This is a genomic window from Mangrovibacterium marinum, from assembly GCF_003046625.1.
GTDB classification, from domain to species: domain Bacteria; phylum Bacteroidota; class Bacteroidia; order Bacteroidales; family Prolixibacteraceae; genus Mangrovibacterium; species Mangrovibacterium marinum.
In genome coordinates this window covers 100,096-115,785 of record NZ_QAAD01000009.1, presented here as the reverse complement: position 1 = coordinate 115,785, position 15,690 = coordinate 100,096, and the positions used below count along the sequence as shown (strand labels likewise).

General features: G+C 48.7%; 15 protein-coding genes. 7 read left to right on the top strand and 8 right to left on the bottom strand.

Translation table 11 applies throughout. The features are described from left to right. Positions 1 to 33 precede the first annotated feature (33 nt). Positions 34 to 855, bottom strand: coding sequence for a pseudouridine synthase (locus C8N47_RS10480; RefSeq protein ID WP_107822508.1), 822 nt, complete (start codon positions 853 to 855; stop codon positions 34 to 36). 264 nt (positions 856 to 1,119) lie between these two features. Here C8N47_RS10480 and C8N47_RS10475 point away from each other — a divergent pair, with 264 nt between their 5' ends. Then, complete coding sequence (locus tag C8N47_RS10475; RefSeq protein ID WP_107822507.1) at positions 1,120 to 1,740, top strand: hypothetical protein; 621 nt, start codon at positions 1,120 to 1,122, stop codon at positions 1,738 to 1,740. A gap of 75 nt (positions 1,741 to 1,815) precedes the next feature. Here C8N47_RS10475 and C8N47_RS10470 read toward each other — a convergent pair whose 3' ends face one another. The 3 genes from C8N47_RS10470 to folK form a co-directional block, all read right to left on the bottom strand. Continuing rightward, positions 1,816 to 2,580, bottom strand: a complete 765-nt coding sequence (locus tag C8N47_RS10470; protein ID WP_146161504.1) for a carboxypeptidase-like regulatory domain-containing protein — start codon at positions 2,578 to 2,580, stop codon at positions 1,816 to 1,818. Positions 2,581 to 2,771: 191 nt separating this feature from the next. Next, on the bottom strand, positions 2,772 to 4,001 hold the full coding sequence (locus C8N47_RS10465) for an LL-diaminopimelate aminotransferase (protein ID WP_107822505.1): 1,230 nt from the start codon (positions 3,999 to 4,001) through the stop codon (positions 2,772 to 2,774). A 107-nt stretch (positions 4,002 to 4,108) separates the two neighbouring features. Beyond that, positions 4,109 to 4,597 (bottom strand): 2-amino-4-hydroxy-6-hydroxymethyldihydropteridine diphosphokinase, encoded by a 489-nt coding sequence (gene folK, locus C8N47_RS10460; protein WP_107822504.1) that lies wholly within the window; start codon positions 4,595 to 4,597, stop codon positions 4,109 to 4,111. Positions 4,598 to 4,688: 91 nt separating this feature from the next. Here folK and sppA point away from each other — a divergent pair, with 91 nt between their 5' ends. The 4 genes from sppA to C8N47_RS10440 all read left to right on the top strand — a co-directional run bounded on the left by sppA (position 4,689) and on the right by C8N47_RS10440 (position 9,510). After that, positions 4,689 to 6,452 carry a signal peptide peptidase SppA gene (gene sppA, locus C8N47_RS10455; protein ID WP_107822503.1) on the top strand — a complete coding sequence of 588 codons (1,764 nt, stop codon included), beginning with the start codon at positions 4,689 to 4,691 and terminating at the stop codon, positions 6,450 to 6,452. A gap of 143 nt (positions 6,453 to 6,595) precedes the next feature. Continuing rightward, a complete protein-coding gene (lpxK, locus tag C8N47_RS10450; protein ID WP_170111364.1) occupies positions 6,596 to 7,684 on the top strand; it encodes a tetraacyldisaccharide 4'-kinase in 1,089 nt (362 codons plus the stop codon). Beyond that, on the top strand, positions 7,632 to 8,444 hold the full coding sequence (locus C8N47_RS10445; protein ID WP_107822501.1) for a purine-nucleoside phosphorylase: 813 nt from the start codon (positions 7,632 to 7,634) through the stop codon (positions 8,442 to 8,444). The genes lpxK and C8N47_RS10445 overlap by 53 nt, the downstream gene beginning before the upstream one ends. 109 nt (positions 8,445 to 8,553) lie before the next feature. Further along, on the top strand, positions 8,554 to 9,510 hold the full coding sequence (locus C8N47_RS10440; protein ID WP_107822500.1) for a pyridoxal-phosphate dependent enzyme: 957 nt from the start codon (positions 8,554 to 8,556) through the stop codon (positions 9,508 to 9,510). A gap of 51 nt (positions 9,511 to 9,561) precedes the next feature. Here C8N47_RS10440 and C8N47_RS10435 read toward each other — a convergent pair whose 3' ends face one another. The 3 genes from C8N47_RS10435 to cls form a co-directional block, all read right to left on the bottom strand. Then, a complete protein-coding gene (locus C8N47_RS10435) occupies positions 9,562 to 10,044 on the bottom strand; it encodes a GNAT family N-acetyltransferase (protein ID WP_107822499.1) in 483 nt (160 codons plus the stop codon). After that, entirely contained in the window at positions 10,044 to 11,510 is a 1,467-nt protein-coding gene (locus tag C8N47_RS10430; protein WP_107822498.1) for a RimK family protein, read from the bottom strand. The genes C8N47_RS10435 and C8N47_RS10430 overlap by 1 nt, the downstream gene beginning before the upstream one ends. Positions 11,511 to 11,738: 228 nt before the next feature. Continuing rightward, positions 11,739 to 13,205 carry a cardiolipin synthase gene (gene cls, locus C8N47_RS10425; RefSeq protein ID WP_107822497.1) on the bottom strand — a complete coding sequence of 489 codons (1,467 nt, stop codon included), beginning with the start codon at positions 13,203 to 13,205 and terminating at the stop codon, positions 11,739 to 11,741. Positions 13,206 to 13,296: 91 nt separating this feature from the next. Between cls and C8N47_RS10420 the strand changes: the two genes are divergently transcribed. Then, positions 13,297 to 13,701, top strand: a complete 405-nt coding sequence (locus C8N47_RS10420; RefSeq protein ID WP_107822496.1) for a DUF6146 family protein — start codon at positions 13,297 to 13,299, stop codon at positions 13,699 to 13,701. On the opposite strand, the gene ribD is transcribed toward C8N47_RS10420, so the two are convergent. Then, positions 13,698 to 14,750 (bottom strand): bifunctional diaminohydroxyphosphoribosylaminopyrimidine deaminase/5-amino-6-(5-phosphoribosylamino)uracil reductase RibD, encoded by a 1,053-nt coding sequence (gene ribD / locus C8N47_RS10415; protein ID WP_281257122.1) that lies wholly within the window; start codon positions 14,748 to 14,750, stop codon positions 13,698 to 13,700. The genes C8N47_RS10420 and ribD overlap by 4 nt on opposite strands. 37 nt (positions 14,751 to 14,787) lie before the next feature. On the opposite strand from ribD, the gene prmC reads away from it, so the two are divergent. Then, positions 14,788 to 15,657, top strand: a complete 870-nt coding sequence (prmC, locus tag C8N47_RS10410; protein ID WP_170111363.1) for a peptide chain release factor N(5)-glutamine methyltransferase — start codon at positions 14,788 to 14,790, stop codon at positions 15,655 to 15,657. Positions 15,658 to 15,690 lie beyond the last annotated feature (33 nt).

The following is a 15,690-nucleotide window of genomic DNA, read 5'->3' as shown; positions in this document are numbered from 1 at the left end:
TAATTAGGGGCGAAAAACAGCAGTAGGATTACATTAACTCATTTTAAAAAAGTTAATCTCTTTAGGCGTCAGAAATCGCCAGTTGCCACGCGGCAGGTTTTTCTTGGTTAAACCCGCAAAGTAAACGCGATCGAGGCGGGCAACTTTGTAGCCAAAGTGGGCAAAAATACGGCGGACGATGCGGTTGCGGCCCGAGTGAATTTCGATGCCCACCTGCTTTTTATCGGCCGAATCGACAAAGCTGATCGAATCGGCCTTGATGAAACCATCTTCCAGCTCGAATCCTTGTTGAATCTGGCTCAGATGTGCTTCATCGAAATCCACATTCAAAAAAACGTGGTAAATTTTTTTCTTTTCGTAGCTGGGGTGGGTCAGTTTTTTAGCCAGCTCGCCGTCGTTGGTAAACAGTAGCACGCCCGAAGTTTCTTTATCCAAACGGCCAACCGGATAAATCCGTTCGTCGCAGGCACTGTCCACCAGTTCCATTACGGTATGTTCGGCGTGCGGATCGTCCAGGGTTGTTACAAACCCACGCGGCTTATTCAACAACAGATACACCTTCTTTTCCACCATCAGGGGCTTGCCTTTGTACAGCACCTCGTCGCGCTTGCACACCTTGGCACCCAGCTCGGTCACAACTTGCCCGTTCACGGTAATCTCGCCATCGGCAATCAGCTTGTCGGCCTCACGACGCGAACACACCCCCGAGTTGGCGATATACTTATTCAAACGAATTTCTTCGTCTCCCTTTTTCACCAGGTTCAATTTCTTTTTTTCAGGTTGAAAAGCCTTTTCGTCCTGCTGCGATTTCGGGCGGAAGTTGCGTCCTTGTCCCCGGTTTTTCATGTTTCTCATATCTAGCTGTCAAATTGCCACAAAGGTCGGAAAATTATGCGAATAAAAAAGGTATCCTTAATGGAGAGCATCGCGGAGTTTACTTTACTGAGGGCTTCACGGTTTCCACTGAGGGCTTCACGGTTTCCACTGAGGGCTTCACTTTGAGTGAAACCCTCAGTAACTTTAAGTGAAACCCTCAGTGGAGTAAAAACCCTCAGTAAACTGAAACCCTCAGAAAGAAATTGAAGTAGTTTAAGCTGCTTGCATTCTAAAACTCACTCAATGAATTTCGAACGAAACCACATCTACCACATTTATAACAGAGGTAATAATTCTCAACCTATTTTCTTTTCCAGAGGAAACTACCTTTTCTTTTTGAAGAAAATACATGACTACCTGCAACCTTATACAGATGTGTTGGCCTGGTGCCTTATGCCAACACATTTCCATCTGATGGTATATGTAAATACATCTGAGATGACACAAGCCAGTATGGATAGAATGGCTCGAAGTGAAAACTTTCCAACAACACGCACCCTTAATCAGTCTATTGGAATTATGCTACGCTCGTACACAAGAGCAATTCAAATTCAAGAAGGAATGACGGGCTCTCTCTTTCAAAAACAAACAAAAGCTATGTGTATCTCTCAAATCAATGAATTTTCAAGAAATTGGTACAACACAGCCACCGGAACGCAATTCAACCTGACGTTTCCTGAAAAAGAGTATCCTCAAATTTGCTTTAACTACATTCACGGCAACCCAACGAAAGATGGTCTGGTTGAACAGGAAACATTTTGGGAGATTTCCTCTGCCCGCGATTACGCCGAACTTCGAGATGGGAAATTGATCAACAAAAAGCGCGCAACTGAATTGGGCCTAATTTACGGAGGGCTGCATTGAGCTTACTGAGGGCTTCACTCTCTTGTTTACTGAGGGCTTCACTTTAAGTGAAACCCTCAGTTAAAAAGCTTTTACCTACTCCGGCTTCAACTCTGCCGCACCGTCAAACTGTTCCTGCTGGTACAATAGATATTGTTTGAGGATGGCATCGCGCACGTCATATTCGTTGGAATGAGCCGTCAGCACATTCTTTTGGTTGAAGTAGATCATGAAGGTGTCGGCCTCGGCGTAAGTTAAGCCGGTAATGGCCATCACCACATCCTTATTGTAATATTTCGAAAGTCGCTGCCATTGCGCATCGCTGATCATGGCCGCGCGCACATTGCGTTTTTCCTTTTCGCGTTTGCTCAGGTGATATTGCAAAAACGAGGCCGGTGAAAAAATGGCTGCCAACACCGATGGCTTTTTGTTAAAGGCATCGCCGCGCAAGGTCGGATCCAAGTCAGAGGGTTTGCCGGTTCCCACGCCATCCATATTCACCTTTTTACCTTCGCCGGTTACTTTTACCTCGCCAATGGCAACCCGCAACGGACGGGCATAAACCCGAAGAACGCTATCCGGATTGTAGCTGTACGGAATATGAACAAAGTCGCGCATGTAGCCCATGGCCGATAAGCCCAGGCTATCGACATTGAGCATCTCGAGCGAGAAATAGCCATTCACATCGGTCGTTGTTCCACCTCGGGTGCGCATATTCACAATGTGAGCATAACTAACCGGCGAACCATCATCGGCATCCACCAACCGGGCTTTCAGGTAAATCAGCACCGGATCGATCAGCTCATCATCGTCCTGCGCCCAAACACGCCCCGGGAGGATAATGCAACAAAGTATGATCAAACTAAAAACGATTCGCATAGGACAACAAAAATACAGTTTTCCACAGGGCTTAAGATAAGACGAAAACGATTCCTTACAAGATTTAACAACATTTAAGGGATCTTGTTGTCATTCGCAGCTCGGCGATCCCCCAAAAACAAAAAACCCCAACCAAACGGAAGGGGTTCATCTATCTTTAATCGCTTAGCAGCTTAACTCAGTTTCTTGATGCGTTCCATGGCTTCGATCACATTTTCGCGATCGGCAAAGGCCGAAAAGCGGAAGTAACCTTCACCGGCAGGACCAAATCCAGACCCCGGGGTGCCCACAACATTGGCTTCCGTCAATACCTTGTCGAAGAAATCCCATGAGCTCATGTTGCTTTTGGTTTTCACCCAGATGTATGGTGCGTTAACACCACCAAACACGGTGTAACCGGCAGCCGACAGGCTTTCGCGCATGATGCGGGCGTTTTCCATGTAGTACTCAACCACTTCTTTCACTTCTTTTTGACCTGCTTCGGAATAAACGGCAGCAGCGGCTTTTTGAACCGGGTACGAAACACCATTAAATTTAGTTGTGTGACGGCGCAACCACAATTTTTTAATTGAATGTGCATTTCCGTCTTTATCGTAGGCTTTCAATTCTTCCGGAATTACGGTAAAGGCACAACGGGTACCGGTGAAACCAGCTGTTTTTGAGAAACTGCGGAACTCGATAGCCACTTCTTTAGCACCTTCAATTTCGTAGATCGAACGCGGGATGCCCGGCTCGGTGATGAACGCTTCGTAAGCAGCATCGAACAGGATCACACACTTGTTTTCGCGGGCATAGTTCACCCATTTGGTCAGCTCTTCTTTCGAGGCTACCGTACCGGTCGGGTTATTGGGGTAGCACAGGAAAATCAGATCAGGACGCTCGGCCGGCAGCTCGGGAATAAATCCGTTAGCCTCCGTACAAGGCATATAAACAATGCCCGAGTAGTATCCGTTTGTTGCACATTCGCCTGTTTTACCGCTCATCACGGTTGTATCGGCGTAAACCGGATAAACCGGGTCGCAAATCGCAATTTTATTGTCGTTGCCAAATACTTCCTGAATGTTTCCGGTGTCGCATTTCGAACCGTCCGAAACAATGATGTCGTCAGCTTTAATATCGATTCCGTTGGCCTGGTAAGCTTTTGTAGCAATAACCTCGCGCAGGAAATCGTACCCTTGCTCGGGGCCGTAACCTCTGAAGGTAGCTGCATTACCCATTTCTTCAACCCCTTCGTGAAAGGCTTTCAACACAGTTGGAGTTAATGGTTGGGTTACGTCACCAATCCCCATCCGGATAACCTTCTTATCGGGATTTGCATCGGTAAATTCTTTCACGCGACGGCCAATCTCCGGGAAAAGATATCCGGCTTTCAGCTTCAAATAGTTCTCGTTAATTAATGCCATGTATTTCGATTATTTAAATGAATTTCTGTTTTTCGTGTAAACGCGCACAAAGTTACAAAACGCGGGCAAAATGCAAAAGATGACCGCTAAAATAACGGAGAGAAATATTAATCAATCAAGCGTTTAACGGCCAGGCTGTCCGAACAATCTTCCAGCAAACCGATAATACTTTGCTTGAAAACAGGATGGACAAAGTCGGCGGCTACTTCGGCCAGGGGCTCCAGCACAAAACGGCGGTCGATCATGCGCGGGTGCGGCAGTTCCAGATCCGGTTCGTGAAACACCAAGTCATCGTAAAAGAGCAGATCGATATCGATTAAGCGCGAGCTGTAGCGGGCAGCTTTGCGAATGCGCCCCAGCTCCAGCTCAATAGCTTTGGTGAACTTCAACACCTCAACCGGCAACAGCTTGGTCTCGATAACCAGGACCTGATTCCAGAACAAATCTTCACAGTCGAATCCCCAGGGTTCGGTTTCGTAAATCGACGAAACTTCAATGATGGCTCCCAACTCTTCCTGCAAACGATGCCGAGCTTTGCTAAAAATTTGCTCTTTGTCGCCTAAATTTCCACCTAACAATAAAAAAAGCTTCGCCATCTTATAAACAAAATGTAATGAAATTAGTAAATTCGTGTCCAATAGTATACGAAGCCGCAAAGCTACAAACACAAAATTAGATTTCATCATTATGAGAAACTTTTTAAAGTACACACTGGCTACAATTGTCGGTGTTCTGATTGCCGGGATCATCGGATTCTTTCTGCTGATTGGTCTCTTCTCGGCCATTATTTCGCTCTCGGATAAACCGGTCGTTGTCGAAGAAAACTCCGTTTTACTGCTCGACTTTAAAAAAGCCATTGTTGAACGAGCCGTCGATAATCCGTTCGATAGTTTCGCCGTTCCCTACATGGGCAGCACCGGGCAAATGGGTCTTGACGACATTCTGGAGTGCATCGAAAAGGCCAAAACCGATGACAACATCCGGGGTATTTATCTAAACCCGGGAATGATTCGTGCGGGAATGGCATCCCTCGAAGAAATCCGCCACGCTCTGCTTGATTTTAAAGAGTCGGGCAAATTTATCTACGCCTACGGCGATGCCTTTTCGCAGAAAGCCTATTACCTGGTATCGGTGGCCGACAAGGTTGCCCTCAACCCGCAGGGAATGCTCGAACTGCAAGGGCTTAGCGCCAACCGGATGTTCTTTAAGCATGCCCTCGAAAAAATCGGTGTGGAAATGCAGGTTGTGCGTCACGGGCAGTTTAAAGCAGCCGTTGAGCCCTATATGCTCGATAAAATGAGTGAGGCCAACAAACTGCAAACAAAAACTTACTTAAACAGCATCTGGTCGCAAATGGTGGAGGCCATTGCCGAATCGCGAAAGCTGTCGCCCGAACAAATTAACCAGATTGCCGACTCGGTGGCCCTGTTTATGCCTGCTGAAGAGTTGACGGCAAAAGGCTTGATTGACACCTTGATTTACAAAGATGAACTGATTAACGAGCTGAAACAACTGACCGGTATTGCCGAAAAAGACGATGTGCCGGCCATTGGGGTTGAGAAATACGCCAAGGTGCCCGCTGCCAAAGCCGGAAAATTTGTGCGCGAAAAAATTGCGGTGATCTATGCAGAAGGAGAAATTGACGGAACAGATACCGACGGCATCAAGTCCGACAAGTTGTCGAGAACCATCCGCGAAGCACGCCGCGACTCCTCGATCAAAGCCATTGTGCTGCGCGTAAACTCGCCGGGGGGAAGCGCCTACGGATCAGAGGTTATCTGGCGCGAAGTGAAACTGGCCAGCGAAACCAAGCCCTTAATCGTATCGATGGGCGATGTGGCGGCCTCGGGAGGCTACTACATTGCCGCCGCTGCCGACACCATCATGGCCGACCGCACCACCATCACCGGCTCCATAGGTATCTTTGGTGTTATCCCCAACTATGGTGAATTGCTCAACGACAAACTGGGGATTACCACCGATGCAGTGGGCACCAATGCCAATTCAGATTTATTGGCTACATCGCGCCCGATGACCCGCTTCGAACGGATGAAGCTGCAAAGCTACATCGAACGGGGCTACGACACCTTCATCGGCCGGGTGGCCGAGGGGCGCTCCATCACCAAGGAACAGGTTGATGAAGTTGGACAGGGCCGCGTGTGGGCCTCAACCGATGCCAAAGAACGCAGTCTGGTTGACCTTTACGGCGGAGTGAATGACGCCATCAAGCTGGCCGCACAAATGGCCAAGCTCGAAAACTACCGCATTACCAAGCTGCCCAAACTGCCCGATCCGCTGGAAGAGCTGGTGAAAGAGCTCACCGGCGAAGCCAAAAGCTTTTTCATGCAGAAAGAACTGGGCGATCAGTATAAAATTTACCAACAGCTAAAAGCTACGGCAAACACCAAAGGAATACTTGCCCGTATGCCCTACGATATTACATTTGAGTAAAATCCGCCGAGCTCAAACAGAGCTTTAATCACTACGGATACAAGTGCTTAAACAATAAAAACACCTCTAAAGAAGTTAGCTCATTGAGCTAGCTTCTTTTTATTGCTTTCGATTTTGGTAAATTCGCCAAACAAATGTGCGCTATGATAAAAATTCTCTTATATCCGCTATCGTTAATCTACGGTTTGATTGTTTACATCCGTAATATGCTGTACGATACGAAAATCTTCAAATCGACCGAGTTTGAAATCCCTGTTATTTCCATCGGGAACATTACCGTTGGCGGAACCGGTAAAACACCTCATACCGAATACCTGGTAGAATTACTGAAAAAGCATGTAAAAGTGGCCACACTCAGCCGTGGCTATAAGCGAAAATCGAAGGGCTTCGTTGCAGTACAGGAAACCTCCGATGTGCAAAATGTTGGAGACGAACCGCTTCAGATAAAACGCAAATACCCCGAAGTAACGGTGGCGGTGGATGAAAACCGCGTACACGGCATTCAGCAGCTTATGAAAGACGAAAATCCCGATGTCATCCTGCTCGACGATGCCTTCCAGCACCGCAAGGTAACCGCTGGAATCAACATCCTGCTGATCGACTACAACCGCCCGATTGAAGAAGATCACCTGCTGCCCATGGGACGTTTGCGCGAGCGGGCTCATCACCGCCGCCGGGCCAACATCATTATCTACACCAAGTGTCCCGATGAGATCACTCCCATCACCCGGCGCATCATCATGAAAAATGTGAACCTTCGCCCCTACCAGTCCTTGTATTTTACAACCATGGTGTATGGCGAGGCCGAGCCGGTGTTCCCCGAGTTGGCTACCGAGCGTCCGGAGATGGATGGAAACCAAACGCGAACAGTCATGCTCTCGGGCATCGCCAACCCCTCACAATTTCGGAAGTATTTGGCGGCACACTCAAACCTTCTGGACGAAATCGTGTTTAGTGATCACCATAACTTTACAAAACGCGATTACAAACAAATTGAGGATATCTTTGCAAAATACCAGGCCGAAAACAGCTATCTGCTGACAACCGAGAAAGATGCTGTTCGCCTGCGCTTTTCGTCGGAACTGAGCGATGAACTAAAAGCAAAGCTTTTCTACATACCGGTAAAAATTCACTTTCTGGATAGCGAAGGAAAAAGTTTTAATAAAAAAATAGTGGGCTATGTTAAAGACAATAGAAGCAACCGCAGACTACATCAGCAAAATCATTGGTGATCAACCCGAAATCGGCATCATTCTGGGTTCGGGTCTGGGCGGTCTGGCCAAAGAAATTGAAATTGAGAAGGAAATTCCTTACGGGCAGATTCCGAACTTTCCCGTTTCAACAGTTGATGGCCATAACGGACATCTTATTTCGGGCAAACTAGGGGGTAAAAAGGTGCTGGCCATGCAAGGTCGTTTTCATTTTTACGAAGGCTACAACATGAAGGAAGTTACCTTTCCGGTGCGGGTGATGAAGAAACTGGGCATCGAGTACTTATTTGTATCCAATGCCACCGGCGGGCTAAACCCGGATTTCAAAATTGGCGACCTGATGATTATCAACGACCACATCAACATGTTTCCGGAGCACCCGCTACGCGGCCCGAATATTGATGAACTGGGCCCCCGCTTCCCCGACATGAGCCAGGCTTATTGCAAGGAGCTGCGCCAGAAAGCTAAATTCATCGCCCTGAAAAATAAAATTGAAATCAAGGAAGGCGTGTATGTGGGCGTGCAGGGACCAACCTTCGAAACACCACACGAATATAAGATGTTCCGCATCCTGGGAGGCGACGTAGTAGGTATGTCAACCGTTCCAGAGGTGATTGTTGCCCGCCAGATGAACATGAAAGTGTTCGGTATCTCCATTGTGACCGACAGTGGTGTGCCGGGCGAGATTGTGGAAATCTCGCACGAGGAAGTACAGGAAGTGGCCATGAAATCGGAACCCTACATGACCCAAATTCTGAAACAACTGATTGAAGAACTTTAAGCTGGCACAGGGGACTGCGAAAAATGAAAGCGCTTGCCAACAAGTCCGCTTTTCGCTTCAACAATGCTTGGAAAGATCTCCTGTTCCCCCAATCGTAAACCCGTTGATTATGAAACTTCCCGAATTTGCCGATATCGCCGAGGCTCACCAACGCATCCGCTCGTTGGTGCATCGCACGCCGGTTTTAAGTTCATCAACCATGAACAGCATCTTAAACTGTTCGCTCTATTTTAAGTGTGAAAACCTGCAGAAAGTCGGCGCCTTCAAATTTCGGGGAGCCTGCAATGCCGTTTTTGCACTTAGCGAGCAGCAGGCAGCCCGAGGCGTTTGCACACACTCGTCGGGCAACCATGCCGCAGCCCTGGCCCTGGCGGCCCGGATGCGGGGAATCCCGGCCTACATTGTGATGCCCGAGACTGCACCCGCGATTAAAAAGCAAGCCGTTGAGAGCTACGGAGGCCAGATCACCTTTTGCAAACCAACACTGGAAGCCCGCGAAACAAGCCTGGCCAAGCTTGCCGCCCAAACCGGAGCCGTAGAAATTCACCCGTACAATAACTTCGAGGTGATTTGCGGACAGGGAACAGCAGCCAAAGAGCTGATTGAAGATCAAGGACTATTCGACATTGTGATGTGCCCCATTGGGGGTGGTGGGCTGCTTAGCGGAACCGCCATTGCCACGCGTACGCTCAACCCCAAAGCCTTGGTTATTGCAGCCGAACCCGAGGGAGCCGACGATGCCTACCGCTCGTTTCACGAACACCGGCTCATCCCCTCGGTGAACCCCAAAACCATTGCCGACGGCTTGCTGACCTCGGTGGGCGAAATGAACTTCCGCATTATACAACGCAAGACCGATGAGATTGTCACCGTCTCGGAGCGAGCCATTGTCCGGGCCATGCGCATGATTTGGGAACGTATGAAAATTATTATCGAGCCTTCGGCAGCCGTGCCTCTGGCCGCCATTCTGGAGAATAAGCTCGATGTTCGCGGTAAAAAGATCGGCATAATCCTCAGCGGCGGGAATGTCGACCTGGAGAAACTTCCTTTTCACGAATTTATGTAAGCCTGCCGCTCTGCCCCCTTCGGCGCAGCCTATCACCCCATGACAAAGGGGCTAAAGCCCGTTCGGAAGGGGCTCCGGGCTTTTACCAACCGCCTTGCGCATCAGCAAGGCGGTGCTGCCGTTTTTATAGTAGGCACGGCGTTCGCCAAAAACTTCAAATCCCTGCTGCAAATACAGCGTCACTGCGGGTTTATTTTCCTCGCTAACCTCCAGTGTCAGGTATTTGAAACCATCGGCCGCGGCTCTTTTCAGGGCTTCGGCCAGCATGATGCGCCCCAGCCCCTGCCCCCGAAACCGGGGATTGACAGCAATGGAGTACAGGCGCATCCCCGAGCTATTCTTCTTTTTCAGCAAAATCATGAACGCACTTATCCGGCTTTCCTGCCGGCGCAGCAGAAAATAGCCCTTGGCTTGCGAAAGCAGGTAACGCAGCTGCCGGCGTGTAAATGCTTCGGCATCGAAACACAACTGCTCCAGTTCGAAGATCTCTTTCAAATCCGACTTTTGCGCCGGCACCAGCTGATTTTCTTCCATTATCGGCGACCTTTAAGTTCCATCCGGCTGACAAACTCGCGCAAAATACGCCGGTACAGCTCGTCACCCAAAATATCGTCCTCAACGCCGTGATCGATCGAGGGATTATCATTCACCTCAATCACCAACGACTTCCCTTCAATCTCTTTCACATCAACACCATACAAGCCCTTACCGATCAACGATGCGGCCTTTACGGCGCTGCGTACCACCTGCTTGGGAGCTTTGCCAATAGGCACCGACTCCCAGGCTCCCGACCGGGTTTTCTTACCCTCGTGATTATAGATCTGCCAATGCCCGCGCGCCATGAAATACTTACAGGCATACAGTGCTTCGCCATTGATAATGCCGATGCGCCAGTCGAAAGGAGTCGGCACAAACTCTTGTGCCAGAAATACGGAAGTTTGTTGCGACAGCTCGTTCAGGGCTTCCTCATATTCCTGTTCATTATTGACCTTATACATGCCAACCGAGAAGGAGCCATCAGGGATCTTCAGCACGATCGGCTGGCCCAGGCAGGCGGTTACCTCCGCAAAGCTGGCGCGGTTGTTTTTGAAGATTAATTTCGACTTGGGCGTGGGAATGCCTTCCCGGTCGAGCAATTCTTTCAGATACACTTTATTGGTGCAGCGGATAATCGACAACGGGTCGTCGATCACCACCATATCCGCCTGATGAGCCTTCTGTGCCAAACGGTAGGTAAGGTGGTTCAGCGCCGTTGTCTGGCGGATAAACAAGCCATCAAACTCCAACAAACGAGCCGTATCGTCCTCGGTAATCAGCTCGGCGTTGATATTCATCTTACGGGCCTGGCTCAAAAACTTGTTCAGAGCGCCCTTATTGCTGGGAGGCAATTGTTCGTCGGGATCGTACAAAATGGCCAGGTCGAAGCGCGAGGCTTTGTGATGCCGGGGTTGCCGCCAGACCTTTTTGTTGAAATTATCGAGAGCCGTGGCAAACAAATCTTCCTGCACATCAGTCAACTCGTGCAACCCAAGTATTTTAACTGAATCGATTTGGTTTTTAGCACGATTAGCCAGTGTCACGCGGATCAGCGGACAGGGCAGCTGTTCGAAAATGTAGCGGGCAATCTTTTCCAGTTCCGGCTCGTGAGTTAAGCCAAAGTAGATGTCGATGTCGAAGGATTCGGCTGCCGGATTTGTTGCCTGCATCCATTTGTAGCAAAGCTTCTGCAACAAATCGTCCATGCGGGTGAGGGCCCCGTTATCGATCCGGTTTAACACATCCACATCGGGTAACACCTTGTGCCCGCGGGCCTGAGCCAACAACGAACAATAGTATCCTTCGGAATGATATTGGTGCGAACTGCAAAGATTAATAACCAGCAGCGGTTGCTTGCTCAATTCGTCGTTTTGCAAATAGTCGGCTCCTGTAATCAGGCTTTCGGTCTCGTAGTAGGGTTTCCACTGCTCCAGGGCGTCGACCAAAATAAGTGTTGATTGCATTTTATAATTTCAAAAAAGAAAAACAAGTTAAAGAAAACAATCGTTTAAACCGGAAAAGCAGGAAACACCGAAGCTCAGAAACACAAATTACAGTTTTATTTATCAAGCCTTTACACGACAAATCGCCACTTTAAACCGGGCCTACAATTGTACGCAAAATCTTGACTTGTTATCCGGGCTCCCTCTTTTTTTTAACGAAGAAAATGATGGTCTGCATAAAGCTCAGCCCTAAAGCATTGGGCTCAACAAACGGGCGAACGATTCTTTGGCTTTTTCCAGGCGCGGACGTTGTTCCCATTCCCCGGCAATAACCTCGCGGCTCTGCTTTAGGTCGTCCATAAATTGTGCTTCCAACTCAGCGGTAGTTTCCGGGTCGTAAATCATCGCGTTGACCTCGAAATTGGTTTCCAGACTCCGGAAGTCGAAGTTGGCCGTTCCGACTGAAGCAAAAACCCCGTCGACCAGAATCAACTTGCTATGCAAAAATCCTGCTTCGTAAAAATAGATCCGTACCCCGGTTTCAAGCAGCTCGGCAATAAACGAACGGGTGCTCCATTTGGGAGTCAACGCATCCGACTGGCGAGGAACTAAAATACGCACATCAATTCCTCCCATGGCCGCCACTTTAAGCGCATTCATAATCTCGGGGGTCGGAATCAGGTAGGGCGTGTTAATATAGACCCGTTTCTGAGCCGAGGCAATCGCCGCGAAATAAGCCTGGCCAATGCTCTCCCAGTCCGAGTCGGGACCACTGGCCACCATCTGCACCAATTTACCAGAGCCTTGTACCACCGGCCTGAAATATTGTTCGCCTTGTAATATTTCCTTCGACACAAAATACCAGTCGGCCATAAAAATCACTTGCAGCATGCTCGCACCACCTCCGCGAACCATTAAATGCGTATCGCGCCAAATGCCCATTTGGGGAGTTCCGTTCAGGTATCGGTCGGCCACATTCAGCCCCCCAACGAAGGCCGTATGCCCATCGACCACCACAATCTTTCGGTGATTGCGATAGTTCACCCGGGAGGTAAGATGCGGGAAACGCACTTTCATGAAACAGTCAATCTTCACGCCGGCTTGTTTCAGCGAGCCGATGTACTTGCGCGGCAATGCCCAGCTGCCCACATCGTCGTAAATCAGGCGCACCTCCACGCCTTCTTTGGCTTTCCGAATTAACAGATCGCGCAGCTGGTTGCCTAAAATGTCGTTTTCAATAATGTAAAACTCGATATGAATATGATGCCGGGCTGTTTCGAGGGCCTGAAATATAGCCGGAAAAGTTTGCGCTCCGTTCTTCAGAACAGTTAGCTCATTATCGCTCGTCAACAAGGCATTGGAATTGGACAACATTAAGCTCATCAGGTGTTTTTTGGCCAACACTTCCGGCGGAAAACTACCTAAGGCCTGCGGCATACTAACCAACTGATCCTGAATCATCTTGCGCAGCCGCTCGAGACCTTTCAGCCCCTTGCGCGAGAACATTTTCTTTTTCCGGTATTCCTGCCCGAAAAATAAATAGAAAACGATGCCGGCAAAGGGCAACAACACCAATACCAACACCCAGCTGATCGTCTTCAGCGGGCTTCGGTTTTCCAACACAATTAAAATCGCAATAAAAATAACCGTCAGTAAATACAGGGCATTCAGCACTGTTGTGAGGTTCTCATTTAAATATGAAAGCAAACTGTTCATCCGGTATTTTTGGTTCCTGTACTAAATTCGATAAATTATTATTGATTAACAAACGAATTAATATTTCGTAGAAGATAAAAAAGCAGACACCATGAAACATTTAACAATTATCGGATTCGTATTCCTGATCATTTTTGCCTGTTCCAACAAACGCGAAATGGTGATTGAAGCACGTCAGGGCGAGAATATGGAAGATACCGTAACCTACGAACTGGTTGTTTTAGACCCCGGCTTCGACAGTTGGTATCTTCTGCACGATTCTCCCTCGAAATACCACAGCCAGAGTTACTACGAAGGCTGGAACCAGCGCTATGTCGATGCCTGGAACTATCAGCATATCGGACATCGGTATGCACAGGTAATTGAAGGGAATATTGACTACCAACCCGGCATTGACTACGGGTTTGAGCTGAATCACAAGCTATTTTACTACTTTATGTATGTTGAAAACGAGTTGGATATTCAACTCATTCCGGACGGGCCAAAAACCTACTAAGGTTGATTTGATTGCACAAATACCTGCAACTGTGTATCGTGCAGCAGTTCGCTTTTTACCGGCAGGGCGTTGAGCTTTGGAGCGGCAACACCGCTTCCGAACCAACTGTGGCCAATGTATAGGTGCGCCTCGTCCCACATTCCCTGGTCGATAAATGCTTGCAGTAGCTGACGACCGCCTTCCACCACCAGCGACTGCAAATTCTGTTCATAAAGCCAATTCAGAATTTGAGGGACAATATTTCTGGCGTAATCCAGCACCACATACTCCGTTAGCTCCGACGACTCGACAGGCTTCCCGGTAAATACAACAGTGCGGCAGGTTTGGTCTTTCAGGTGAATAGCAGCGGGCAGCCGATTCATGCGATCCAGCACCAGGCGCACGGGCTGGCGACCACTCCACTCGCGAACGGTTAGGGATGGGTTATCTTTCCAGGCCGTGTTGGTTCCGATTAAAATGGCATCCACCTCGGTGCGTTGTTTGTGCACCATGCGCCGCGACAGCTCATTGCTAATCCAGGTAGGCTGGCCAAACTCAGGATGAGAGCGGTCGATATCCAGGTAGCCATCCAGGGTTTGGGCCCACTTCAGATAGATGAAGGGACGCTTTTTTTGATGAAAGGTAAAAAAACGCTTATTCAGCTCCAGGCAAGCTTCATTTAACACGCCAACATCGACCTTGATCCCTGCCTTCAACATTTTTTCAATGCCCTTACCGGCAACTTTGGCAAAGGGATCAACCGAGCCCACCACCACATGCGGGATACCGCTGGCAATAATTAAATCGGAACAGGGGGGTGTTTTGCCGTAGTGAGCACAGGGCTCCAGACTGACATAAATCGTCGATTCCCTGAGCAGTTCCTTGTTTTTCACCGCATTGATGGCATGTACTTCGGCATGCGGACCACCACACTGACGATGGTAACCTTCGCCAATGATTTTCCCCTCATGAACAACAACAGCCCCCACCATGGGGTTGGGAGCAACCTCGCCCCTGCCCAGCCGGGCAAGTTCGATGCAACGATTCATATAGATTTCAGCTTGAGTCACAATGCAGAAAAACTTAAATTTGCCAAAAATACAAATAATGCAAGCAAGCCTACAATATATTCGTCAGGAATTACGGGATAACTACCCCCCCGAAGAAGTCGAAAGTTTTATCCGCCTGATCTTTTCCTGGCTCAAAAGCTATTCGCTAAGCGATCTGATCTTAAAAAAAGACGATCAGCTCAGCAACGACGACCGAGAGAAGATTATCGACATTGTAGCACGTCTTAAAAGACACGAGCCAATCCAATACATTTTCGGAGAAGCCGATTTCTATGATCTGACATTTCAGGTTTCGGAGCATGTGCTGATTCCGCGGCCCGAGACCGAAGAACTGGTCGACTGGATCATTAAGGATCGGCCCCATGCAGGGACACGCATCATGGATGCCGGCACCGGCAGCGGCTGCATTCCTGTTGCCCTCAAAAAAAACCTTCCCGAGGCCATCGTTTCCGCCTGCGACATCTCTGCCCATGCGCTTGCGATAGCACACAAAAATGCCGAGCAAAACCAGGCTGAGGTGTATTTTTTCGAAATGGACATCCTGAGCTCGACGCAAACAAGTTTAGATCACCAGATCGACATTTTAGTCAGCAACCCGCCTTACATCCGTCTTTCGGAAAAAGAACTAATGCACGCCAATGTGCTCGACTTTGAGCCCCACCATGCGCTGTTTGTCGAGAACGAACAACCATTGCTGTTTTACGAAGCATTGGCTCGCTTCGCCCAAACGAACCTGGTTCCTGGCGGTTTGATTTATTGGGAGATTAACGAAGCGTTTGGAAAGGAATGCTGCGAGCTCCTGCACCAATTTGGCTTTACCGACATTATTCTGCGGAAGGATTTAAACGGCAAAGACCGCATGGTGAAAGGACGCCTGATTGAGTCCAAAATGTCGACAGGGAATTAAATTACAAGAATTTTGACAGCTTAAAGCCGGCCA

Coding starts and splice junctions, on each gene's coding strand:
- C8N47_RS10445 (WP_107822501.1), top strand. CDS start 7,632: ATGTTAAAGACAATAGAAGCAACCGCAGACTACATCAGCAAAATCATT.
- prmC (WP_170111363.1), top strand. CDS start 14,788: ATGCAAGCAAGCCTACAATATATTCGTCAGGAATTACGGGATAACTAC.
- C8N47_RS10430 (WP_107822498.1), bottom strand. CDS start 11,510: ATGCAATCAACACTTATTTTGGTCGACGCCCTGGAGCAGTGGAAACCC.
- C8N47_RS10420 (WP_107822496.1), top strand. CDS start 13,297: ATGAAACATTTAACAATTATCGGATTCGTATTCCTGATCATTTTTGCC.
- C8N47_RS10435 (WP_107822499.1), bottom strand. CDS start 10,044: ATGGAAGAAAATCAGCTGGTGCCGGCGCAAAAGTCGGATTTGAAAGAG.
- C8N47_RS10465 (WP_107822505.1), bottom strand. CDS start 4,001: ATGGCATTAATTAACGAGAACTATTTGAAGCTGAAAGCCGGATATCTT.
- cls (WP_107822497.1), bottom strand. CDS start 13,205: ATGAACAGTTTGCTTTCATATTTAAATGAGAACCTCACAACAGTGCTG.
- C8N47_RS10475 (WP_107822507.1), top strand. CDS start 1,120: ATGAATTTCGAACGAAACCACATCTACCACATTTATAACAGAGGTAAT.
- sppA (WP_107822503.1), top strand. CDS start 4,689: ATGAGAAACTTTTTAAAGTACACACTGGCTACAATTGTCGGTGTTCTG.
- C8N47_RS10480 (WP_107822508.1), bottom strand. CDS start 855: ATGAGAAACATGAAAAACCGGGGACAAGGACGCAACTTCCGCCCGAAA.
- C8N47_RS10440 (WP_107822500.1), top strand. CDS start 8,554: ATGAAACTTCCCGAATTTGCCGATATCGCCGAGGCTCACCAACGCATC.
- folK (WP_107822504.1), bottom strand. CDS start 4,597: ATGGCGAAGCTTTTTTTATTGTTAGGTGGAAATTTAGGCGACAAAGAG.
- lpxK (WP_170111364.1), top strand. CDS start 6,596: ATGATAAAAATTCTCTTATATCCGCTATCGTTAATCTACGGTTTGATT.